Source organism: Streptomyces sp. NPDC005576 (genome assembly GCF_042871745.1).
Lineage (GTDB): Bacteria > Actinomycetota > Actinomycetes > Streptomycetales > Streptomycetaceae > Streptomyces.
Map to the genome: position 1 here is coordinate 20,090 of NZ_JBIAJC010000015.1, position 20,876 is coordinate 40,965.

Annotated in this window: 22 protein-coding genes; 13 read left to right on the plus strand and 9 right to left on the minus strand. The window is 70.8% G+C overall.

The features are described 5' to 3' along the window. Nucleotides 1-201: 201 nt before the first annotated feature. Both ACFYPN_RS25520 and ACFYPN_RS25525 read right to left on the minus strand, forming a co-directional pair. Nucleotides 202-438, minus strand: a complete 237-nt coding sequence (locus ACFYPN_RS25520; RefSeq protein WP_358759373.1) for a hypothetical protein — start codon at nucleotides 436-438, stop codon at nucleotides 202-204. Next, nucleotides 419-709, minus strand: a complete 291-nt coding sequence (locus tag ACFYPN_RS25525) for a hypothetical protein (RefSeq protein WP_389301285.1) — start codon at nucleotides 707-709, stop codon at nucleotides 419-421. The genes ACFYPN_RS25520 and ACFYPN_RS25525 overlap by 20 nt, the downstream gene beginning before the upstream one ends. 114 nt (nucleotides 710-823) lie before the next feature. Between ACFYPN_RS25525 and ACFYPN_RS25530 the strand changes: the two genes are divergently transcribed. From ACFYPN_RS25530 to ACFYPN_RS25565, 8 genes are all read left to right on the plus strand, one after another. Then, nucleotides 824-1,672: a Scr1 family TA system antitoxin-like transcriptional regulator gene (locus ACFYPN_RS25530; protein ID WP_389301288.1), complete on the plus strand. Its 849-nt coding sequence runs from the start codon at nucleotides 824-826 to the stop codon at nucleotides 1,670-1,672. After that, complete coding sequence (locus ACFYPN_RS25535; protein ID WP_358759379.1) at nucleotides 1,647-1,859, plus strand: DUF397 domain-containing protein; 213 nt, start codon at nucleotides 1,647-1,649, stop codon at nucleotides 1,857-1,859. The genes ACFYPN_RS25530 and ACFYPN_RS25535 overlap by 26 nt, the downstream gene beginning before the upstream one ends. Before the next feature lie 166 nt (nucleotides 1,860-2,025). Then, the gene (hemC, locus tag ACFYPN_RS25540; RefSeq protein ID WP_358759381.1) at nucleotides 2,026-2,961 is read left to right on the plus strand and encodes a hydroxymethylbilane synthase; all 936 of its coding nucleotides are present in this window, start codon (nucleotides 2,026-2,028) and stop codon (nucleotides 2,959-2,961) included. 27 nt (nucleotides 2,962-2,988) lie between these two features. Beyond that, complete coding sequence (gene aac(6'), locus ACFYPN_RS25545; protein WP_358759383.1) at nucleotides 2,989-3,465, plus strand: aminoglycoside 6'-N-acetyltransferase; 477 nt, start codon at nucleotides 2,989-2,991, stop codon at nucleotides 3,463-3,465. 503 nt (nucleotides 3,466-3,968) lie between these two features. Continuing rightward, nucleotides 3,969-5,027, plus strand: coding sequence for a threonine/serine dehydratase (locus ACFYPN_RS25550; RefSeq protein WP_389301291.1), 1,059 nt, complete (start codon nucleotides 3,969-3,971; stop codon nucleotides 5,025-5,027). A 143-nt stretch (nucleotides 5,028-5,170) separates the two neighbouring features. Beyond that, nucleotides 5,171-5,659: a GNAT family N-acetyltransferase gene (locus ACFYPN_RS25555; protein ID WP_389301294.1), complete on the plus strand. Its 489-nt coding sequence runs from the start codon at nucleotides 5,171-5,173 to the stop codon at nucleotides 5,657-5,659. A gap of 392 nt (nucleotides 5,660-6,051) precedes the next feature. Next, nucleotides 6,052-6,798 (plus strand): SDR family oxidoreductase, encoded by a 747-nt coding sequence (locus ACFYPN_RS25560; RefSeq protein ID WP_389301297.1) that lies wholly within the window; start codon nucleotides 6,052-6,054, stop codon nucleotides 6,796-6,798. Between the two features lie 326 nt (nucleotides 6,799-7,124). Beyond that, nucleotides 7,125-7,859, plus strand: a complete 735-nt coding sequence (locus ACFYPN_RS25565; protein WP_358759391.1) for a hypothetical protein — start codon at nucleotides 7,125-7,127, stop codon at nucleotides 7,857-7,859. Nucleotides 7,860-8,221: 362 nt separating this feature from the next. Here the strand turns inward: ACFYPN_RS25565 and ACFYPN_RS25570 are convergent, their stop codons facing one another. Next, nucleotides 8,222-8,452 carry a tautomerase family protein gene (locus tag ACFYPN_RS25570; protein WP_389301300.1) on the minus strand — a complete coding sequence of 77 codons (231 nt, stop codon included), beginning with the start codon at nucleotides 8,450-8,452 and terminating at the stop codon, nucleotides 8,222-8,224. A 247-nt stretch (nucleotides 8,453-8,699) separates the two neighbouring features. Next, nucleotides 8,700-9,482, minus strand: a complete 783-nt coding sequence (locus ACFYPN_RS25575) for an SDR family oxidoreductase (protein ID WP_358759394.1) — start codon at nucleotides 9,480-9,482, stop codon at nucleotides 8,700-8,702. A gap of 158 nt (nucleotides 9,483-9,640) precedes the next feature. Between ACFYPN_RS25575 and ACFYPN_RS25580 the strand changes: the two genes are divergently transcribed. The 4 genes from ACFYPN_RS25580 to ACFYPN_RS25595 all read left to right on the plus strand — a co-directional run bounded on the left by ACFYPN_RS25580 (nucleotide 9,641) and on the right by ACFYPN_RS25595 (nucleotide 14,071). Further along, nucleotides 9,641-10,546 (plus strand): helix-turn-helix transcriptional regulator, encoded by a 906-nt coding sequence (locus tag ACFYPN_RS25580; protein WP_389301304.1) that lies wholly within the window; start codon nucleotides 9,641-9,643, stop codon nucleotides 10,544-10,546. Between the two features lie 726 nt (nucleotides 10,547-11,272). Further along, nucleotides 11,273-12,166 (plus strand): hypothetical protein, encoded by an 894-nt coding sequence (locus ACFYPN_RS25585; protein WP_389301307.1) that lies wholly within the window; start codon nucleotides 11,273-11,275, stop codon nucleotides 12,164-12,166. Between the two features lie 73 nt (nucleotides 12,167-12,239). Next, nucleotides 12,240-12,779 carry a winged helix-turn-helix domain-containing protein gene (locus ACFYPN_RS25590; protein WP_358759400.1) on the plus strand — a complete coding sequence of 180 codons (540 nt, stop codon included), beginning with the start codon at nucleotides 12,240-12,242 and terminating at the stop codon, nucleotides 12,777-12,779. Beyond that, nucleotides 12,776-14,071 (plus strand): MFS transporter, encoded by a 1,296-nt coding sequence (locus ACFYPN_RS25595; protein WP_358759401.1) that lies wholly within the window; start codon nucleotides 12,776-12,778, stop codon nucleotides 14,069-14,071. The genes ACFYPN_RS25590 and ACFYPN_RS25595 overlap by 4 nt, the downstream gene beginning before the upstream one ends. A gap of 76 nt (nucleotides 14,072-14,147) precedes the next feature. Here the strand turns inward: ACFYPN_RS25595 and ACFYPN_RS25600 are convergent, their stop codons facing one another. The 3 genes from ACFYPN_RS25600 to ACFYPN_RS25610 form a co-directional block, all read right to left on the minus strand. After that, the gene (locus ACFYPN_RS25600) at nucleotides 14,148-15,299 is read right to left on the minus strand and encodes a DUF6596 domain-containing protein (protein WP_358759520.1); all 1,152 of its coding nucleotides are present in this window, start codon (nucleotides 15,297-15,299) and stop codon (nucleotides 14,148-14,150) included. A gap of 20 nt (nucleotides 15,300-15,319) precedes the next feature. Further along, on the minus strand, nucleotides 15,320-15,727 hold the full coding sequence (locus ACFYPN_RS25605; protein ID WP_358759403.1) for a YciI family protein: 408 nt from the start codon (nucleotides 15,725-15,727) through the stop codon (nucleotides 15,320-15,322). A 644-nt stretch (nucleotides 15,728-16,371) separates the two neighbouring features. Further along, nucleotides 16,372-16,878 carry a hypothetical protein gene (locus ACFYPN_RS25610; RefSeq protein WP_358759405.1) on the minus strand — a complete coding sequence of 169 codons (507 nt, stop codon included), beginning with the start codon at nucleotides 16,876-16,878 and terminating at the stop codon, nucleotides 16,372-16,374. Between the two features lie 148 nt (nucleotides 16,879-17,026). On the opposite strand from ACFYPN_RS25610, the gene ACFYPN_RS25615 reads away from it, so the two are divergent. Further along, nucleotides 17,027-18,154, plus strand: coding sequence for a MerR family transcriptional regulator (locus ACFYPN_RS25615; RefSeq protein WP_358759407.1), 1,128 nt, complete (start codon nucleotides 17,027-17,029; stop codon nucleotides 18,152-18,154). A 195-nt stretch (nucleotides 18,155-18,349) separates the two neighbouring features. Here ACFYPN_RS25615 and groL read toward each other — a convergent pair whose 3' ends face one another. Beyond that, nucleotides 18,350-19,972: a chaperonin GroEL gene (gene groL, locus ACFYPN_RS25620; protein ID WP_358759409.1), complete on the minus strand. Its 1,623-nt coding sequence runs from the start codon at nucleotides 19,970-19,972 to the stop codon at nucleotides 18,350-18,352. Nucleotides 19,973-20,325: 353 nt separating this feature from the next. After that, nucleotides 20,326-20,532: a cold-shock protein gene (locus ACFYPN_RS25625; protein WP_003967346.1), complete on the minus strand. Its 207-nt coding sequence runs from the start codon at nucleotides 20,530-20,532 to the stop codon at nucleotides 20,326-20,328. Between the last annotated feature and the right edge of the window lie 344 nt (nucleotides 20,533-20,876).

Below are 20,876 nucleotides of genomic sequence, written 5' to 3' on the forward strand. Positions count from 1 at the left end.
GCACGTAGTACCGCGCACGTCGCACAGAGCGGGGCGGGCCCGAAGAGGGTTCGCCCCGCGACGTGTGCCCGGCAGCTCCGCCGCGTACGTCCGGTCGGCCCGGCCTCCCCGGTCTCCCCGGTCTTCCCGGCCGCACGATCACGTGCGGTGACGGGCGTCCGCTGACGAGCCCGAGGGAGTACCGGACCCGCCGGGCGGTCCTCAACGGGGCAGCTGCCCCTCCCGATTGATCTCCGTGACCCTCGCGCGGAGCACCACACCTGGCGACGCCGGCTGCACCGCTTCGGGCGGACAGTCCCACTCAAGACCACCACCGGGCGGACGCAGCTGGATGTTCGGCCCCACCTGGCCCATCACCCGCCCGACCTTGCCCGTCCGGACGTCGACCGCGAACGATCCACGCTCCGGCACACACGGCTCAAACCTTTCGACCGGCATGTTCCGCACCCTCCTTCACCTGGGCGTTCTCCCCTTCCAGCTCCCTCTTCATGCGTTCCGGCGCCTCGCTCAGCCGCAGCGCCGTCCCGACGCCGCACCGACCGAGATCCACGAGCGGAGCCGTCGCGTCGCTCGCGCACGAAACCAGGTCGATCCGCAGCGACGGCAAGGTGGCCCCCACCCCCGCGAGCGCGGCTTTCAACCGAGCGACAGCATCCTCCGCCGCTCGCATGTTCCCCTCGGCCACCTTGCGCTGCTCGGTCACCTTCATGCACCTCGTTCCTTCCACGCTGTGTAATAGATACGCAACCCAGCGTGTCCGACGCGCGACTAGCCTGGAAGAGGCGCGGTTCCAACAACCGCACGTGTGTAACGGAGAGTTGTCATGCCCGGCCCGAAGAAACTCGACCCGTCTTCCTCTCCGCGCGCGTTCCTCGGCGCGGAACTCCGCTACCGGAGGGAACAGGCGGGCCTCACCCAGGAGGAGTTGGGCGCCCCGCTCTTCGTCAGCGGCTCGTCCATCGGGCAACTGGAGGCGGGCACCCGCCGCATGCAACTCGACCAGGCCCAGCGCCTGGACGAGATCCTCACGACGGACGGATTCTTCGCCCGCAACTGCGCGGCGCTGCGGAAGTCGAAGTACCCGGACCACTTCGCGGAGGCCGCTGAGGCGGAGGCTGTGGCCACGCAGATCAGGGAGTACTCGGCGCAGCTCATTCCCGGTCTCGTGCAGACGGCTGCCTACGCGCGGGCAGTGTTCCTCGCCTACCAACCGACCGCCACCGAGGAAGCCATCGCCGCTCTTGTCGCGGCGCGGTTGGAGCGGGTGGAGCTCTTGGCCCGTCCAACACGGCCACTTGTTTGGCTCGTCCTGGACGAGGCAGTCATCAGGAGGGACACGGGCGGGGCTGCTGTGATGTCCGAGTCGCTGTCGCACCTCGGGACATTGGCTCGACAGCGCCGAGTCATCGTGCAGGTACTGCCGTTCAGCGCAGGTAGCCATGCGGCCATGGACGGCTCGCTGAAACTGATGTCCTTCGACGACGCACCGCCACTCGCCTACCTGGACGGCCTTGGGACCGGCCAACTGCTGGACGACCCAGCAGCCGTAAGAGCGTACGAACTGACCTACGATCTCCTTGTGGCCAGCGCACTGTCGCCGGAGGCGTCCTCGGCCTTCATCGAGTCAGCGGCAAAGGACTTCTCGCGTGAAGCTGAACAGCACGGACCATGACCTGACCACGGCCACCTGGCGCAAGTCCTCCTTCAGCGGCGGCGATGGTGGCAACTGCCTGGAGACCTCCGACAACCACCCCGGCGTCGTCCCCGTCCGCGACTCCAAGCTCCGGAGCGACAGCCCCGTCCTCGTCTTCCGTACCGAGGCGTGGGCCGCGTTCGTCAGCGACCTCAAGGCCGGCTGACCGAAGACGGCCGAAGACGGCCGACACCGACCGACGTCCGCCGATTCGAGGCCCAGGACTCAGGCCGTACAGGCCGCTGGGGCCCGGCCTCGGCGGTCCGTGCTTCGGCGCCGCCCCCCTACGCGTCCTGCCCCGCGGCCACGTCCCGCAGGTCTATCGTGAACGCATGGCCACTCCAGAACTCATCCGTATCGTCTCCCGCGACTCGCCGATGGCCCTGGCCCAAGTGGAACGCGTACGGGCTGAACTGGCGGTGCTGCACCCCGGTATCGCCACCGAGGTCGTGCCGGTGAAGACGACCGGGGACAAGTGGTTGGGTGACCTCTCCCAGGTCGAGGGGAAGGGGGCGTTCACCAAGGAGGTGGACGCGGCGCTGCTCGCCGGCGAGGCCGATCTCGCGGTGCACTGCGTGAAGGACGTACCGGCGGACCGGCCGCTGCCGGCCGGGACGGTGTTCGCGGCGTTCCTGAAGCGCGACGACGTACGGGACGCCCTCGTGCACCCCGGTGGGCTGACGCTGGACGAACTGCCGGACGGGGCCCGTATCGGGACCTCGTCGGTGCGCCGGATCGCGCAGTTGGCGGCCTCGCACCCGCATCTGGAGTGCGTACCGTTCCGGGGCAACGCCAACCGGCGGCTGGAGAAGCTCGCGGCGGGCGAGGCGGACGCGCTGTTGCTCGCGGCGGCCGGGCTGGCTCGTATCGGGCGTACCGATGCCATCTCCGAGGTGCTGTCCACGGAGGCGATGTGCCCGCCGATCGGGGCCGGGGTGCTCGCGCTCCAGTGCCGCGAGGACGACACCGCGACCATCGGCACGGTGAGCGGCCTCAACCACGCGGGCACCTACCGTGAGATGTCCGCCGAGCGGATGTTCCTGCACGTGCTCCAGGGCCACTGCAACAGTCCGATCGCCGGTTACGCCACCTACCGGGGCACCGGCGAGCTCTCGTTGCGCGCCTGCGTCTTCACCCCGGACGGCAAGACGGTCCTGAACGCCCACGAGTGGGCCGGTCCGCTCGACCCGGCCACCCTCGGCACGTCGGTCGCGGTCACCCTCCTCCGTCAGGGCGCCCGCGAGCTGATCGACTCCATCGCGCACTGACGAGGGCCCATCCGGGAGGGACGACGCATGGAGCTGAACGGGGACAAGGTCTTACTGCGGTCGGCGACCGACCATGACGCCGAGATCCTTCACAGGGTGGCCCGGGAGCCGGCCGTTGCGGCGTGGTGGTCTCCACCCCCGACCACTTATCGGGACAAGCTGGCCATCGTGTTCCAGGGCGAGGTCATCGGTGCCATCCAGTGCAGCGAGGAGACCGACCCCCAGTTCCGCCGGGCAGGCATCGACATCTTTCTGTCGGCCCGGTACCGCGGGCGCGGGCTGGGCGCAGACGCGGTACGCGCGCTGGCCCGGTGGCTGGTGCGGGAACGCGGCCATCACCGGCTGACCATCGACCCCGCGGCGGCCAACACCGCGGCGATCCGCTGCTACGCCAAGGTCGGGTTCAAGCCGGTCGGGATCATGCGGGCGTACTGGCACAACGAACGCTCGGGTCTCTGGGAGGACGGTCTGCTGATGGACCTGCTGGCGGACGAACTGACCTGAGTGGGCCACGCCCGCCTCAGCCCCGCCCGGGGCACCCGCGCCCGGGGCACCCGCGGCCCGTACGGTCGAGCAGCATCACGTCGTGGAGCTGCGCCCCTGCGCCCCCGGGATGTGCCTCGCCGAGCTTGCGCGGCACCCCCGCGCCCGGTAGGCGGCCTGGGGCCGGCCGGTACAGGGCTGGCTCGCGGCCCGCAGGGCGGTCGATCCGTTCATGCGCTCGATCACGACGGACTCCGGTGGCGTCATAGGGTGTGTTCTCTCTCCTCGATGGTCGCGACGACGGTGTGACGACGGTGTGGCGCCGCCGTTGAGAGTCGGCCGACGGGAGGCACCGGCACGGCGTACAGCTACGGGCCAGGACGACCGGAGACGGTACCGGCGGCCGGTGAGTCCATGGCTCTCGGCAGCCTCCGACTCCCTCTCCGTCTTCTTCGCCGTCCTCACCACCGCCGGGCAGCCCGCCGCCCGGCGCTCACCACCGCACAGCCAAGGGAGCCAACCCCGTGCAGCACCACCTCACCTACGGTGACATCGAGGCCGCCACCGACCGGATCTCCGGGCGCGTCCTTCCCGTCGCGATCGCGCCGGTCGACGCCGGGGCGATCCCCACCGCCCACCGCGACCCCTTGGACGACCGCCCCGATGCCGCCTGCGAGGTGTGGCTGGCGCTGGAGTACATGCAGCACACCGGGTCCTTCAAAGCCCGCGGTGCCCAGAACTTCATCCAGGCGCACCGCGACGCCGGCACCCTGCCCGACCACGGGGTCACCATCGCCTCCGGCGGCAACGCCGGACTCGCGTGCGCGTGGGCGGCCCAGCAGCAGGGCATCTCGGCCACCGTGTTCCTCCCGACGACCGCGCCGAAAGTCAAGGTCGCCAAGCTCCGAGGCTACGGCGCGGACGTACGCCTCGTAGGGACGGAGTACGCCGAAGCGCTCGCCGCCTGCGAGGACTTCGCGAAGGCGACGGGCGCGCTCCCCTCCCACGCCTACGACCACCCGCTGATCGCCGCCGGGGCCGGCACCCTCCTCGAAGAGATCCGGGCCCGTGTCCCCGGACTGGACACCGTGGTCGTCGCCGTCGGGGGCGGCGGGCTGTTCGCCGGTATCGCCACCGCCGCCCAGCACCATGGCATCCGCACCGTCGCGGTCGAACCGGAGAACTGCCGCGCGCTGAACGCCGCCCTCCAGGCCGGCCGTCCCGTCGACGTACCGGTCGACTCGATCGCCTCCGACTCCCTCGGGGCCCGCCGCACCTCCGCCATGGCCCTGCACTCGGCCCAGCAGGACCGCGTCCACTCCGTACTCGTAGGGGACGACGAGATCGTTCGCGCCCGCCAGAGCCTCTGGGACCACCGGCGCATCGCCGTCGAACACGGGGCGGCGACCGCACTGGCCGCTCTCATTGCCGCGCCGCACCACGTGCCCGACCGGGACCTGACCACCAGGCCCACCGGGTCGTCGCGCAACTACCGCCCCGCCAACGGCGAGAGGGTCGCCGTCGTCCTCTGTGGAGCCAACACCGACCCCAGCGGGCTCGTCCAACGAGCCACCGGACTCTGAGACGGCGTGTCCGGTCCGGCCCGCAACTGCGTTGCGCCGTGTGCGGCCGGCGTGGATGCTGTCGGCCGGACGCGAGGAATCGGAGCGGTACATCAGAGCGCCTGATCGGAGCGGCGAAGAGGGGCGACGAAGGGGCGGTGGAGATGAGCAGCGTTGAGTTGAAGCTGTCGGCGCGCGACTTGGTGCAGGGAGACCTGCCGGCGCTCGGGTGGGCGGGTTCCGATCTCCACCTGGAGAGCGTCGCACGGCAGTTGGAGCGTGCCCGGCTGGGTGAGGTCGACTACCTCGCGGTGTGCCCCACGACGGACATTCCCGTGGCGAAGGGTGGAATCGACTACCGGGTCAAGGAGGGCGTCGGCACGTTGTGGCAGCTTGCGGTCCATCCCGCGTTGCAGTCGTGCGGGATCGGCACGTTCCTCGTGGGGGCCGCGGAGCGGCGCATCAGAAATCGTGGTCTGGGGCTGGCGGAGCTCGGTGTGGAGGAGAGCAACCCGCGGGCGCGGGCACTCTACGCACGGCTGGGTTATGTGGCGTACGACCGTCAGCCGGATTCGTGGGACGTGCGGGCTCCGGACGGGACGTTGCACCGCTACGAGACGATGTGCACGCTGATGCGCAAGGTTCTGTCGTAGATTCGGCGGTCGGCGGCACCTGGCCGGGAGTCGTCCGGACAGCCCGATCGGGCCATCGGACTCGCCGTCGACGCATGGCACGAAAGAGTGAATCCCGGCGGGCGACCCGCCCTTCCGTGCCGCGACGATCGAGGCTCACGGTCCGCGACGTCGGCCTTCTGCGCCGCCCCTCCCGACCCTGCCATTTCCCCTCGCCCCAGCGGTGCCGGTGAGGGAGTTCTTCCGGGGCGCCGGGTTCCGGTTCACGGGTACGGAATCAGGTTCTGCGGTGCCTTATGCGGCTTTTCGCTGTCGGCGAGACGTGGCGCCCGGCGATCGGGGCGTCCGTAGCTTCGGACCGCTGAACCGAAGTGTCCGGAGTGGGCGAAGTGTACGGAAGGCAGGGGAGCACCATGGGAACGCTGGAAGGCAGAACCGCCGTGGTGACGGGCGGCTCCCGGGGAATCGGTCGGGGCATCGTGGAGCGGCTCGCCCGTGAGGGCGCCGAGGTCGTGTTCACCTACGCACGGAACACCGAGGCGGCCGAGGAGGTCGTCCGCACCGTCGAGGAATCCGGCGGTCGGGCATGGGCGTTGAAGGTGGATCTGGCGGAGTCCGGGGCCGCCGAGAAGCTGATGGAGGCGGCCGAGGAGCATGCGGTCGGCGGTGTGAGCATCCTGGTGAACAACGCGGCGTCGAGCTTCGCCCCGATCCCGCTCGCCGCGATCGAGGAAGAAGCCTTCGAGCAGACATTCGCGGTGAACACGAAGGCCGCGTTCCTCACCCTGCGGTACGCGGCCCGGCACATGCCGGACGGCGGCCGGATCATCAACATCTCCACGCTCAACACCCTGCGGCCGGCCCCTGGCATCGTGCCGTACCTGGTCAGCAAGGGTGCTCTGGAGCAGCTCACCGTCGGGGCGGCGGTCGAGCTGGGTGCGCGCGGGATCACCGTCAACACCGTCTCCCCCGGCGCCACCGACACCGACCTGCTCCGGAGCACCAACCCGGCCGAGGCGCTGGCCACGATCCCGGCGATGACCCCGCTCGGGCGCCTCGGGACGCCCGCCGACATCGCGGCCGTGGTCGCCTTCCTCTCGGGTGAGGAGGGCCGCTGGATCACCGGCCAGAACATCCGGGCCACCGGCGGTCTGGGCTGACCGGACTTTGGACGGGGCGGTCGAGGGACGGGCGGTCGAGACGGGGCCGTTGAGGGACGGGCGGTCGAGACGGGGCGGTCGAGACGGGGCGGTCGAGACGGGGCGGTTGAGGGACGGGGCGGTTGAGGGACGGGGGCCTGGTGATATGTGACGGATGATGACGTCCACCATGGGCGTACGACCCGTACAGGCCCTACTGTGCTGGTCGCAGGTCACACCCGTCGTACGGGACTCGTCCCGCGCACCGCGCCGCGCCCCCGGTCGGTGTCATCGGCCTTCCCGCACCACTGGTCGAGCCCCGCAGCCCTCCCCGAGAAGAGAGCCCCATGCCCCAAGCGCCCGCCCTCATAGGCAAGCTCGCGGAATCCGCCATGGGACGCCGTGCGCGCGTACTCGATGTACAGCAGCCGGCGCCCGGCTTCCTCGAACTCACCCTGCGCGCCTCGGCTCCACCCGGCGGCTGGCAACCCGGCCACGAGATCCAATTCCGGGTCACCCCCACCCTGAGCCGCCGCTACACGGTACGGACCGTGGGTACGACCGGCACCAACACCGGCGTGAGCGGCGGGCCCGAGCCCGAGCTCATCAGCATCCTTGCCACCACCACGTCACAGGGCCCCGGCTCCACCTGGGTCAGCCGCCTACGGCCCGGCACCGAAACCGTGATGCTGGCCGCCCGGCACCGGCCGCTGCGCGAGACCGGGTCCCGGCGCCTCTACCTCGGCGACGGTTCCACCCTCGGCACCATCGACGCCTATGCGCGGGTGGACGAACAGTCGCTCGTCGCCATCGAGGTACCGGAGCCCGCAGTCGAGGCCCTGGAAGCTCGCTGGCCCCGCTACCACTTCCTGCCGATCACCAAGGCCCCTGGCGACGCACTCTTCTTCTGGCTCGAACGCGCCGCCGGTGAGGGCGAGTTCGCGCGGCTCGACGGAGCGATGCTGCTGGGGCACGCCCAGTCCATCCAGCGTCAGCGGGCGGCACTGGTCGACAGTCGGATACTGCCGCGCCGCGCCATCACCACCAAGCCGTTCTGGGCCACCGGCAAGGCGGGGCTCTGACATCGCCATCCCGGAGATCCGAGACCCGGGACCCGAGTCCCGGCCGCACCCGAGATCCGGGCCCCGTCCGCACCCGCTCCTCGCCCTCTGGATACCGCGCTCCATCGACATGACCAACCCCCCACCGACTCACTGTCGACCCGCCCGCCAGCGGCCCAATGTGACAGAACGTAGCAATCGAGTACCCTGCGTGACCATGGCTTTCCGTGAAGTCGCCACCATCGGGTGATTCCGGGTTTTCCTCTCAACCTGGCGTGGGCGTCCTCCACGCCAGCTCACCGGGGCCGAGGGCCGCCGGGCGCGATCGGCGGCGGGCCCCCGGCCTCACAAGGGGCGTGTGGGCCGCTTGACGGCCGGTGCGGTCAGGCGACGCCGGTGTCGCTCGGTGTCGCCTCACCGAGCATGGCGAGGGTCAGCACGTTGCCGGCGATGCCCCAGCCGCCGTCGGCGACCTCTTCGACCAGGACCATGGTGTTGTTGCGGGCCCGCTCGCCGTATATCTCGACGTACAGCTCGGTGGTGCGGGTGACGATCTCCTCCTTCTGCTTCGGGGTGAGGGTCTTCTCGGGGACCTTGAAGTTCGCGAAAGGCATGGCTGGCCGTTCCTTTTCTCCGTCGGGCGTGACAAGGGGTGTCGTGCGGCGTCATGGGGAGGGCGTCATGGGGAGGCGTCTGCGGTGAGCGGGCTGTCCAGACCGAGGCGTCGGAAGAAGTCGGCTCGGACGCGGTCGGCGGGCACGGTCGGCGACCGCGGAGCGGACTTCGCTGCCGTCCCGGCGCGCGGGCACGGACAGCGCGCCGGTTCGTCACTGGAACTCCAGCGATCAGGGTGCGCTTCCTTCAGATGATTCCGCCGTTGGCTCGGACGACCTGTCCGTTGATCCAGTGGCCGGCCGGGGAGGCCAGGAACGCGACGACCTCGGCGATGTCGGCCGGGGTGCCGAGTCGCTCCAGTGGGGGCTGGGCGGCCAGGCGGGCGATGGCCTCCGCGTCCTTGCCGTCCAGGAACAGGTCGGTGGCCGTGGGGCCGGGTGCGACGGCGTTGGCGGTGACGTCCCGGCCCCGCAGCTCCCGGGCCAGGATCAGGGTCAGCGCCTCGACGGCGCCCTTGCTGGCGGCGTACGCCCCGTAGCCCGGGAAGGCGAGCCCCACCACGGACGTGGAGAACGTCACGATCGCGCCGCCGGGGCGCACCCGACGGGCGGCCTGCTGGACGACGACGAACGTGCCGCGAATGTTGGTGCGGTGCAGGTCGTCCAGGACGGCCAGGTCCAGTTCGGCGATCGGCGCCAGGTGCATCCGCCCGGCCGCGTGCACGACGACGTCGACACCGCCGAACTCTGCCTCGGCCGCGTCGAAAAGCGCTGCCACCGCGTGTTCGTCGGCGACGTCCGCGCGCACTGCGATCGCCCGGGAACCCCTGGTGACGGCATCCTTCACGGCGGCTTCGGCCTCGTCCTGGTTGCCGGCGTAGCCGACCACGACGGCGTACCCGTCGGCGGCCAGTCGGCTGACGCTCTGACGGCCGATGCCGCGCGAGCCGCCGGTGATGATCGCGACGCGGGGCGAGGCGGAGGGCTGGGCCGGGGCAGCGGTCCCGTCGGGGAGGGTGGGAATGGGCATGACTGGCTCCTGTGATGGATGTGGGTCGGGCCGCGGACTCGCCGTCGCCCTGCTGCTTCCTCCAGGATCGACCGGTCCCCCGCTCCCAGCCAGGGCTGCGTCTACCCAGGGGATGCCACCCCCTGGCTACGGTCCGGCGCGCAGGCGACGATGGAGGGGTGAACCTATCCGAACTCGGCGCCTTCCTGAGGTCGCGCCGCGACCGCATCCGCCCCGCCGAGGTCGGTCTCCCCCACGGCCCGCGTCGGCGCGTCCCCGGGCTGCGCCGAGAGGAGGTCGCCCAGTTGGCCGGGCTGTCGGCCGACTACTACACCGAGTTGGAACGCGGCAGCGGAAAGAACGGCGTGCAGCCCTCGGCCCAGACGCTGGCCGCCCTCGCGCGAGCCCTGCGCCTCAACGGCGACGAGCGCGACCACCTGTTCCACCTGGCCGAACGGCCGATCCCCCGGTCGGCACACGGGCCGTCCGCACACGTGCAGCCCGCGCTCCTCGGGCTGCTGGACCGGCTGTCCACCACTCCCGCGCGCATCATCACCGACCTGCACGAAACCCTGGTGGAGAACGAGCTGGCTCTGACCCTGCTCGGCAAGTCCCCGGCACACCGCGGCCCGACGGCGAGCTTCGTGTACCGCTGGTTCACCGACCCGCAGGCGCGCGAGATCTACCCGCCCGAAGATCACCCGCACCACTCCCGGGTGTTCGTGGCCGACCTCCAGGCAGCGGCTGCCCGGCGGGGCCGGGACGCGGAGGTCACGAAGATGGTCGCCGTGCTACGCCGCCGTAGCCAGGAATTCGCAGCGCTCTGGGACACCCACGACGTCGCGGTGCGCCGCATGGACCACAAGAAGATCGTCCACCCCACGCTGGGCATCATCGAACTGGACTGCTACAACCTCCTCAGCGAGGACGGAAGCCAACGCCTGCTGTGGTTCACCGCGCCGCCCGGAAGCCCGGGAGCCGAGCAACTGGAACTGCTCTCCGTCATAGGCACCCAGGACCTGAGCGTCACCGGGGGCACGACACCGGAGGGGTCGTCCGCGGCGGAATCGCGATCGCGGCACTGACCCGCGCGGCCGCGGCCGACGGGACGCGAGGCGATTGGTCCCGCACTCGACCGCAGGGCGCTGGCGGCGATGCGGCCTTGCCGAACGGCGGTTCGCAACGAGGGGGCGCGTCAGCCACACCCGCACTCCCCCTCTGCCACGGAGTGCGCTCACTCGATCGAGGGACGCCCTCCCGTCGCTCCCTCACCCGGGTCTCAAGCGACGGGATCCGAGCGCTCTTCTATGGGAATGGGCGGAGGGGGCTGTTTTCCCACCCACCCACCCTGGCCACGAGAGCCGTTGGCGGAAGACCGCCGCGAACGGTCGCAGGAACGGCCACAGCGAACGGTCGCAGCGAACAGGCGCCCCCCAGGACCGCCACAGAAGACCCACCCCGGGCCACTCCGGGCAACCGGGCCACCCCGGACCAGCCCCCGGCCCGCCGCAGGCCCGCCCCCGACGCCACCACCGGGCCCGCGCCGCGACCGCCCCCGCGTCACCCTCGCGCGTCCGTTTAATCCCCCAGAGTTGACAATTCGTGACCGGCTTGCCACGCAGGGTGCCGACGATCTAGCGTTCGCCTCAACCAGACCACCAAAGAGTCGACCCCTGCCGGTGAGCCAACACCGGACAGGGGTCTGACCATCAAGATCGACAAGTCGAAGAGGACCGATCCCCATGGCTGCGACCCAGCTTAGTGCTGCCCCCTTCCCCCCGCACGGCTCCCTGCCCCGCACCCCGCACCCGATGTCCAACCCCGGGTACGGCAAGCGCTCGGCCCCGAACCAGAAGCCGCCCTCCGCACGCGACTTCGACCATCTACCGCCGCGCGAAGCGGCCATCGCCGCGTACATCGACCGGCTGCCGGACGGCTCCGACATCTCGGTGAAGACCCTCGCCAAGGTCCTCCCCTACGGCCAGTGCGCGATGGGCACCGTGCTCAGGAGGCTCGAGGCGGCCGGGCATCTGCTTTGGGACGAGATCGTCGTGGCCAACGAGACGCAGCTGCTCTGGGTGACCCGTACGACCTTCTCCCGTACCGCCCGCGACGCCGACTGGTGGGCCACGTTCGCCCGGGGCGACGTACCGGCGGAAACCCAACGGCCGACGCGCTCACGGGCGTTCATCCTGCTGGCCGCGCTCGGTCGGACCAACCCGTCGCTGTCACTGTCGGCCGCCGACTGCGCCCTGCTGGAACCGCAGGTCAGCGAATGGTTCGAGCGCGGCGCCGGCGAGGCCGAGCTGCTCCACGCGCTCACCGCCGGACTGCCGTCCACCGTCCACCACGCGGCCTCGCTCGCCCGACGCCGCCTGACGGACAAGTTGCCACCGGTCCGGACCGCCACCCCGCCGCCGACCGGGTCCGCACACCCCGGCCCGCGCACCGCCGAGTGCCGCGAATGCAAGGCCCCCGGACCCGAGGCCGCCCTGCTCGACGGCCTCTGCCGCCCCTGCCGCGGCGAACACGCACCCCCGGCGAGCCCACCCGGAACGGTCGCCCGCGACGACGTACGCAGCCGCGTGTCCCAGGTCCGCGCGAGCATGATCCCCCGGCAGGACCGCCCCCGGGGCCGGGCCGGTGTGACCATCCGACGACGGGGCGCCCAGAACCGCACCGACCCGTCCACCGGGGCGAGTTGAGCGACGCGCCTGCGGCGGGTTCGCACGCCGCACACCCTTGCGCAATGGTCAAGGATCGTTGACCATTGCTCGCATGACTACCGCTGACCCACCCGAGACGTTTCACGTCACCACCGACGAGCAGCTGCGCGCCGTCTCCAATCTCACGCGCCACCGGATCATGGCCGCGCTCCGCCACGAGCCCGCGACGATCACCCAGATCGCCGAGAAGATCGGCCTGGCGAAGGGGAGTTCCAGCTACCACCTACGTCTGCTGGAGCGGTCCGGGCTGGTGAAGGTGGTGCGGACGCGGAAGGTGCGGGGCGTCACCGAGCGGTACTACGCGATGGCCGCGCGGGCGATCGTGCTGCCGGATGCGGGGGCCGGGCAGCCGAATGTGGTGATGCGGCATGCGGTGGCGGATCTGGAAGCGTCTTCGGGGGTCGGCGGCCAACACGTGCGCATGGCCCATCTGCGGCTCACCGAGGAGCAGTTCGCGCAGCTGGGGGCACGGCTGGATGCTCTGGCGGACGAGTACCAGAAGCTGTCCGATCCGTCGTTGCCGGACGTGTCGCTCGCCTTCGCGCTGTTCCGTCCGACCCCGCGCGATCAGGTGGACGGAGGCACCGAGTGACCTCAGGAGCCTCGGCGTTACCGACCGGATTCGGACGACTGTGGACCGCGCAGACGGTGTCCTCGCTCGGCGACGGGGTCACGCACGCCGCGATGCCGCTGCTCGCGTTGACGCTGACGCGCGATCCGATGGCGCTCGCCGTCGTCACCTCCGCCGGGACACTGCCGTGGCTGCTCTTCGGGGTACTCGGCGGCGCGCTGGTGGACCGCTGGGACCACCGGCGCACGATGTGGGTCGCGGACGCGGCCCGTGCGCTGCTGCTCGGGATACCCGCGGCGGCGGCCCTGTTCGACGTGCTGAGCGTTCCGCTGCTCGCGGCCGTCGCCTTCCTGCTCGGCCTCGGCGGGCTCTTTTTCGACACCGCCGCCACGGCCTACCTGCCGGGCCTTCTCCGCCGCGATCCCGCACTCCTGGCGCTCGCCAACTCCCGTCTGCGCGGCGCCCAGACCGCCATGTCCGGCTTCGCCGGGCCACCCGCCGGCAGTGCGCTGCTCGCGCTCGGGCGGGCGGTTCCGCTGCTCACCGACGCGGTCTCGTTCCTGCTCTCCGCGCTGCTCGTGCGCACCCTGCCCGCCACACCCCGGTCCGAGCCAAAAGTCCGCGAGTCGCTGCTCCGCCAGGCACGGGCCGGCGCCTCGTACGTCTTCAGGGACCGGCTGCTGCTCGGCCTCGCGCTCCGCCCGGCGGTCGGGAACGTCGCCTTCCTCGCCGTGGAGACCGTCCTCGCCCTCTTCGCGCACGACCGCCTCGGCATCGACACCTACGGCTTCGGCCTGCTCCTCACGGCGGAGGCCACCGGCGGCCTGCTCGGTGCGGGTATCGCTTCCTCCCTCGGCCGACGGCTCGGCACCGGCACCGCCCTGACCTGCACGGCCGCCATCGAAGGACTCGCCGTCCTGGGCCTGGCCACTGCCTCGAACCCGTACGTGGCCGGGGTTGCACTCGCCGTCTGCGGGGCCGGAATGGGCGCCACGATGGTGCTCACACCCTCCCTGCGGCAGGCGATCGTCCCGGCCCACCTCATGGGCCGGGTCGCCTCCACCTCCCGCATGCTCGCCATGTGCGCCGCCCCCGTCGGGGCCTTCCTCGGCGGCTGGTTGGCCACCACCTACTCCCTCCGCACCCCGCTCTTCGCCGCCGCCGCCCTTCTCCTCACGATGACGGCCATCACGGCATCCATGACCAGCAACCGCCGGGTCGAAGCAGCCCTCCGTGCCGCCGCCCCGGACGGCGGAACGGAGTGCGCACCGGACCCGGGCCCGGACATCCCGGCTCCCCAGCGGGGTGCCTGACCCGTGCACGGGCGGCGCACACACCGGCCGCGAAGTTCGCCCTGCGACGGGAACCGTCGGACGCGACCCTGAACCGTCAACCGTCAGCGGTCCTGCGCGCGTTGAGGCGGGCGGCCTGGCGCGTCAGGTGGTCGCGCTCGGCGAGGTTGGTCGCCCGGTGCGCGGCCTCGGCGTACAGCCGTGCTGCCGTCACCGGGTCGCCGTCGCGCTCGTGGAGGTACGCCGCCACGGCGGTGTGGCGGGGCAACCCGTCGTCCAGCGCCGCGAGTTCGGCCAAACCCGCGCGCGGGCCGTCCGCCTCCCCCACCGCGACCGCACGGTTCAGCCGTACGACCGGGCTGTCGGTCAGGCGCGTCAACTCGTCGTACCACTCCACGATCTGCGGCCAGTCGGTCTCCTCGGCGGTGGGCGCGTCGGCGTGGAGCGCCGCGACGGCTGCCTGGGCCTGGTACTCGCCCAACCGGTCGCGGGCCAGGGCCGCCTGGAGAATCCCGATGCCCTCGGCGATCGCCACCGTGTCCCACCGGCCGCGATCCTGCTCGACCAGCGGCACCAGACTGCCGTCCGGCGCGGTCCGGGCGGCCCGCCGGGCGTGGTGGAGCAGCATGAGGGCGAGCAGCCCGGAGACCTCGGGGTGGTCGACACGGGCGGCGAGTTGCCGGGTGAGGCGGATGGCCTCGGCGGCGAGGTCGATGTCACCGGAGTACCCCTCGTTGAAGACCAGGTAGAGGACGCGCAGCACGGTTCCGACATCGCCGGGCCGGTCGAACCGCACGCCGGAGACCGTGCGCTTCGCCCGGCTGATGCGTTGCGCCATGGTCGCCTCGGGCACCAGGTATGCCTGGGCGATCTGGCGTGTGGTGAGCCCCCCGACCGCGCGCAGGGTCAGCGCGACCGCCGACGCGGGGGTCAACGAGGGGTGTGCGCAGAGGAAGTAGAGCTGGAGCGTGTCGTCCACCGCGCGGGCGGCCCCGGGTGCCGGCTCCTCGTCCACCCGGACCTCACGGTGGCGGCGGGCGCTGTCCGCCCTGGTCGCGTCGAGGAATCTGTGCCAGGCCACGGTGATCAGCCAGCCCTTCGCGTCCCGCGGCGGGTCGGCCGGCCAGACGCGAACCGCCTGGAGCAGCGCTTCCTGCGCGGCGTCCTCGGCCGCCGCGAAGTCGGCTCCGCGGCGGACGAGGACCGCGAGTACGCCCGGGGTGAGGCTCAGGATCAGTGCCTCGTCCACCGTCCCGCCCCCTGGTGGGGTCACTCCGTGACGGTGGGGCGCGCGCCCAGGAACGGGCGGAGTTCGATCCACTCGTGGATCGGTTCGCCGCCCGCTCCGGGGGCGGCCGACAGCTCCCCGGCCAGCTCCACGGCCCGGTCATGGCTGTCGACGTCGATCACCATCCACCCCGCGATGAGGTCCTTGGTCTCGGCGAACGGACCGTCGGTGACCGGCGGACGCCCCTCCCCGCCGTACTGGACCCACTCTCCCTGCGGGGCGAGCGCCTCGCCCTCGACGAACTCGCCGGTCTTCTCCAGCCGGGCCGCGAGGTCGTTCATGTACTGGACGTGGGCCGAGATCTCCTCCCGGGTCCACTTGTTCATGGGCACGTTGTTGACCGGAGCCGGGGCGCCTCGGTAGTGCTTGAGCATCAGGTACTTGGCCATGGTGTCTCTCCTCGCTGCGGCGACCGGGTTGGCGGTCGCGTCACGTTCGACGTGTGCGGGTCGCGTGCGTCGCTTTCACTGCCGGGACGGAGCCGGTCACGGTTTCTCGACATCACCGGGACCACCTTTCCCGGCCGGTTTCCGCGCCGGTTTCCCCGCCGGTCTCCGGTCGGTTTCGGGTCGGTTTCCGGTCGGTCCCCGGTCGGCCACCCCGCCCCTCGGGGACGGTGGGGCGGCCCCTCCCCCAGCCTCTTGCGCGGGGCCCTGCCCTGTCCAACGTGCCGCGCCGGAAACGGGTGCGTCCCGTCCGGCATGGTCTCGTACGGAGAGACCCCGGACCTCAGGCGCGGGCGGCTGCGGCGGTGACGATCCAGTCCCTGAACTCGACGGCGTAGTGCTGGAGGTGGTGCTCCAGTACCTCCGGCGGGCATGTGGTGGGCACGTAGGCCGTCAGGCCGGCGGTGAAGCCGTCGCGGCGGAGTCGCCGAACTGGGTGAGCGCGCGCCCGACGACCGTGCCGTCCGCCAGGAAGAGGTTCGAGGACATCTTGTGCGGGCTCCGACCCACCGCACCGACCGGCCGACGACGCCCGCGCGCAGCTCGTCACGGAGGTCGGAACCCGCATGGCAGCGATCGGAACGGGGTCAGCTGCGGATTGCGCCGGTGGGTTCGGCATCCCGGTGCCCGTGCGAATCGCTGCCCGACAGAAGCTCCCGTCCTGCGGGACGACGCAGATCGACCCGGACGGCCCGTTCGAAGACGAAGTCGGTCGCGACCAACAGGGCCGCCTCTGCCAGCGTTCGTGGCATGTCGACGGCGCGCAGCGGCTTCTTCGGGACGCCGAAGCGTGTGTACCGGTCGTCGGTCTCTTCGTCCCATGTGAACAGGTAGGGCCCTCGGTCCAGTGCGACCGGGCAGTGCGTCTGCGGGCACTCCTCCGGCTCGTCGTGGCAGACCCGGTCGAACCACTCGGGATGCCACGCCCTTGCCCGGGCGGTCGCCTCGTCCATCGCCGCACCGTGCGCATGGGCCGCAGTCGGGACGGGACCGAAGGCGGAGTAGAACAGTCCCACCTCCCCGGACGGGTCCACGGCCCACCAATGGAACTGAAGACCCCAGCGGGGATGCGCGAAACCGCTCGATGTCGTCACGGGAGCCCAGCGTAAGGAACTGGACCTGGCCCTCCGGCCGAGGGGGCGCCCCCGCCGACGCGAGCGCGCCCCCGACGACGCGAGCCGACCGGCCGGGGTTGACCCTCGACCTGGTGGAGGGCACAGAGTTCCGGGGGTGGAGAGCGAGATGCGCAGCATTGGTGAGATGGCTCGGGACAGTGGACTGAGCGTGAGCGCCCTGCGGTTCTACGACGGCGCCGGCGTGCTGGTCCCGGCGTGGGTGGATCCGGTGAGCGGCTACCGCTGGTACGCCCCCGAGCAACTCGAAGAGGCCCGGCTGTTGACCCGGCTGCGCCGGTCGGCCATGCCCTTGGCGGACATCCGGCTCGTGCTGGCCGGCTGGTCCAGCGAGGACACCGACCTCGTACGGAAGCTGCTCGACGCGCATCTGTGCCGTCTGGAACGAGGGCTGTCCGATGCCCGGGGCGAGTTCTCCACGGTCCGAGCGCTACTCGAACGCAGGGAGAATCCCATGACCTCGCTCCGCACCACCACCGTTCGGTTGACCGTCGCCGCGCCGGAGTTGGCGGCCGCGTTGGACGCGGTCCGTTTTGCCGCCAGTACCGACCCGCAGCTGCCGATGCTCGGCGGTGTCCTCTTCGACGTCGAGGGCGAGACGCTCCGCGTCGTCGCCACCGACCGGTACCGGATGGCAGTCGCCCAGACGCGAACCACCGGGCATGACGGGCCCCGTGTGCAGGTCGTCGTGGCGTCCCCGCTCGCCGACGCGATGCGAGCACTGCTGGCGGACGACGTGTCCGTGCGACTCACCGTGGACGGTGACCGGGTGGCCCTGGAGGCAGGAGACCGTCAGGCGGCCGGCTCCCGTCTCGGGCACGACTTCCCCGACTACCGTCGCCTCGTCCGCCTGCCGGCAGGGCGCCGTGCCTTCGTCGATGTCCCGGCCTTCCGCGCGGAGGTGGAAACCGGCGCCGTACGTGTCAGCGAGGTGCGCGAGCAGGACGGCGTGGCCTTCGCCCTCACTGTGCTCAAGGTGGGCGACGACGGCACGGTGCGCGTCTGGGAGGAGAGTGACGACGGGAGTGGCCGGGACGGCGGGAAGGACGGGGAGACCCGGGACGGCGGCCAGGACACCATCGCCGTCAACCGCGAGTTCCTGCTGCACGCCCTCGACGCCGGGGCCCAGGACCGGCTGATCCTGGAATTCGGCGCCCCCACGGCGCCCGTGGCGATCCGCCGGACCGACACCGAGGAGAGCTTCTCGCTGCTGATGCCGGTCCGCCTGGAGAACTGACCGGCCGGGTGGGGAAGTCGGTCCGTGGAGACGTACGCGTCCGGCCGTCCCGGCTGACCGGACCCGCCGGACCCGCCCCAGCCGCCGCACCGCCGCACCCGTCCGTACACAGCACTTCGGCCCCCGGGAAGAATCCCGGGGGCCGAAGCTACAGCGATGCGCTGCGGGGGTGGAACCGCCGATCCCTGGAGGGGATCAGAAGTCCATGTCACCGCCCGGCATGCCACCCGGGGCGGCCGCGCCGGCCTTCTCGGGCTTGTCGGCGATGACGGCCTCGGTGGTGAGGAAGAGCGCGGCGATGGACGCGGCGTTCTGCAGAGCGGAGCGCGTGACCTTCGCCGGGTCGATGATGCCCTCGGCGATCATGTCGACGTACTCGCCGGTCGCGGCGTTGAGACCGTGACCGATCGGCAGGTTGCGGACCTTCTCCACGACGACGCCACCCTCAAGACCACCGTTGACGGCGATCTGCTTGAGCGGGGCCTCCAGCGCGAGCTTGACGGCGTTGGCACCAGTGGCCTCGTCGCCGGTCAGGTCGAGCTTGTCGAAGACGACGGACGCCTGGAGCAGAGCCACGCCACCACCGGCGACGATGCCCTCCTCGACGGCGGCCTTGGCGTTGCGCACCGCGTCCTCGATGCGGTGCTTGCGCTCCTTGAGCTCGACCTCCGTGGCGGCACCGGCCTTGATGACGGCCACGCCGCCGGCCAGCTTCGCCAGACGCTCCTGGAGCTTCTCGCGGTCGTAGTCCGAGTCGGAGTTCTCGATCTCGGCACGGATCTGCTTGACGCGACCCTGGACCTGGTCGCTCTCGCCGGCTCCGTCGACGATCGTGGTCTCGTCCTTGGTGATGACGACCTTGCGCGCGGAGCCGAGCAGGTCGAGACCCGCGTTCTCCAGCTTGAGGCCGACCTCCTCGGAGATGACGGTGCCACCGGTGAGGATGGCGATGTCACCGAGCATGGCCTTGCGGCGGTCACCGAAGCCCGGAGCCTTGACGGCGACGGACTTGAAGGTGCCACGGATCTTGTTGACGACCAGGGTCGACAGGGCCTCGCCCTCGACGTCCTCGGCGATGATCAGCAGCGGCTTGCCCGACTGCATGACCTTCTCCAGCAGCGGAAGGAGGTCCTTCACGTTGGAGATCTTCGAGTTGACGATGAGGATGTACGGGTCGTCGAAGGACGTCTCCATACGCTCCATGTCGGTCGCGAAGTACGCCGAGATGTAGCCCTTGTCGAAGCGCATGCCCTCGGTGAGTTCCAGCTCCAGACCGAAGGTCTGGGACTCCTCGACGGTGATGACGCCTTCCTTGCCGACCTTGTCCATCGCCTCGGCGATCTTGGCGCCGATCTCGGTGTCGGCGGCGGAGATGGAGGCGGTCGAAGCGATCTGCTCCTTGGTCTCCACGTCCTTGGCCTGCTCCAGCAGAGCGGCGGAGACGGCCTCGACGGCCTTCTCGATGCCCCGCTTGAGGGCCATCGGGTTGGCACCGGCGGCGACGTTGCGCAGACCCTCGCGGACGAGTGCCTGGGCCAGAACGGTGGCGGTGGTCGTACCGTCGCCGGCGACGTCGTCCGTCTTCTTGGCGACCTCCTTGACCAGCTCCGCACCGATCTTCTCGTACGGGTCCTCGAGCTCGATCTCCTTGGCGATGGAAACACCATCGTTGGTGATCGTGGGCGCGCCCCACTTCTTCTCGAGGACGACGTTACGGCCCTTCGGGCCGAGGGTGACCTTGACGGCGTCTGCGAGCTGGTTCATCCCGCGCTCGAGACCGCGCCGCGCCTCTTCGTTGAACGCGATGATCTTAGCCATGTGAAGTGGTCCTCCCGGACGGGGTGGATTGCTCCGGACCGAGAGGCGCCCGCGACGGACGGCCTGCGTGCCCGACGGTTCCTTGCCCCGCCGCGCCTGCGGGCCTCACCGGCCCGGTCCAAGTTTCTGTCACTCTCACCTGGAGAGTGCTAACGCCAATGATTAGCACTCGACCCCTGCGAGTGCAAGCGTCTCCCTCGTCCTGGGGACAAGCTTCGGACACCGTACGGGCGGCCCACGGGCCCTCACAGCCCTGTCCTGGCACGGAGGAACGCGCACGCACGCAGGGCCCGCACCCCTGGGGGTACGGGCCCTGCGTGGTGGAGAAACGTCGTTGCCGACCGCGTCCGATCTCAGCCCACGGCGAGCTTGACCATGTCCGCCTGCGGCCCCTTCTGGCCTTGCGAGATCTCGAATTCAACTCGCTGACCCTCTTCGAGGGTGCGGTATCCGTCCATCTGGATCGCGCTGTAGTGGACGAAAACATCCGCACCACCGTCGACCGCGATGAAGCCGTACCCCTTCTCCGCGTTGAACCACTTGACGGTGCCCTGAGCCATGCCTAACTCCCCTATTTCTGGCCCCTGCACAGGACCGCACTTCGCGGACCCGGGTCAGACCTCACACCCTCCGACAGGAGAGGGTGCGTGCGCCGGAACGCTCGACCGCGGCCGAATGTATCTGCCCAACTGCCCTCTGCAACAGGTCAATCGGACGGAAAATCTGGACGCGACGGAACGCCCGAACATGAGGATTTACTGAGAATTTTGGGCAAGTCGGTCCAGACAAAGGCCACTTAAGGCACAGAGGGCATCCGGACTTTGGCTGCTTCTAGTCGCGCAGCGGCTCGATCTCGCACATGCTCGACGCGAGCGGCGGAGGGGGCTTCCCCAACTGTACCGCG

Excerpts from the sequence above, each read along its gene's own strand:
- hemC (WP_358759381.1), top strand. The coding sequence starts at position 2,026 with ATGGCCACTCCAGAACTCATCCGTATCGTCTCCCGCGACTCGCCGATG.
- ACFYPN_RS25590 (WP_358759400.1), top strand. The coding sequence starts at position 12,240 with ATGACTACCGCTGACCCACCCGAGACGTTTCACGTCACCACCGACGAG.
- ACFYPN_RS25555 (WP_389301294.1), top strand. The coding sequence starts at position 5,171 with ATGAGCAGCGTTGAGTTGAAGCTGTCGGCGCGCGACTTGGTGCAGGGA.
- ACFYPN_RS25525 (WP_389301285.1), bottom strand. The coding sequence starts at position 709 with ATGAAGGTGACCGAGCAGCGCAAGGTGGCCGAGGGGAACATGCGAGCG.
- groL (WP_358759409.1), bottom strand. The coding sequence starts at position 19,972 with ATGGCTAAGATCATCGCGTTCAACGAAGAGGCGCGGCGCGGTCTCGAG.
- ACFYPN_RS25560 (WP_389301297.1), top strand. The coding sequence starts at position 6,052 with ATGGGAACGCTGGAAGGCAGAACCGCCGTGGTGACGGGCGGCTCCCGG.
- ACFYPN_RS25520 (WP_358759373.1), bottom strand. The coding sequence starts at position 438 with ATGCCGGTCGAAAGGTTTGAGCCGTGTGTGCCGGAGCGTGGATCGTTC.
- ACFYPN_RS25625 (WP_003967346.1), bottom strand. The coding sequence starts at position 20,532 with ATGGCTCAGGGCACCGTCAAGTGGTTCAACGCGGAGAAGGGGTACGGC.
- ACFYPN_RS25530 (WP_389301288.1), top strand. The coding sequence starts at position 824 with ATGCCCGGCCCGAAGAAACTCGACCCGTCTTCCTCTCCGCGCGCGTTC.
- ACFYPN_RS25585 (WP_389301307.1), top strand. The coding sequence starts at position 11,273 with ATGTCCAACCCCGGGTACGGCAAGCGCTCGGCCCCGAACCAGAAGCCG.
- ACFYPN_RS25565 (WP_358759391.1), top strand. The coding sequence starts at position 7,125 with ATGCCCCAAGCGCCCGCCCTCATAGGCAAGCTCGCGGAATCCGCCATG.
- ACFYPN_RS25575 (WP_358759394.1), bottom strand. The coding sequence starts at position 9,482 with ATGCCCATTCCCACCCTCCCCGACGGGACCGCTGCCCCGGCCCAGCCC.
- ACFYPN_RS25605 (WP_358759403.1), bottom strand. The coding sequence starts at position 15,727 with ATGGCCAAGTACCTGATGCTCAAGCACTACCGAGGCGCCCCGGCTCCG.
- ACFYPN_RS25615 (WP_358759407.1), top strand. The coding sequence starts at position 17,027 with ATGCGCAGCATTGGTGAGATGGCTCGGGACAGTGGACTGAGCGTGAGC.
- ACFYPN_RS25570 (WP_389301300.1), bottom strand. The coding sequence starts at position 8,452 with ATGCCTTTCGCGAACTTCAAGGTCCCCGAGAAGACCCTCACCCCGAAG.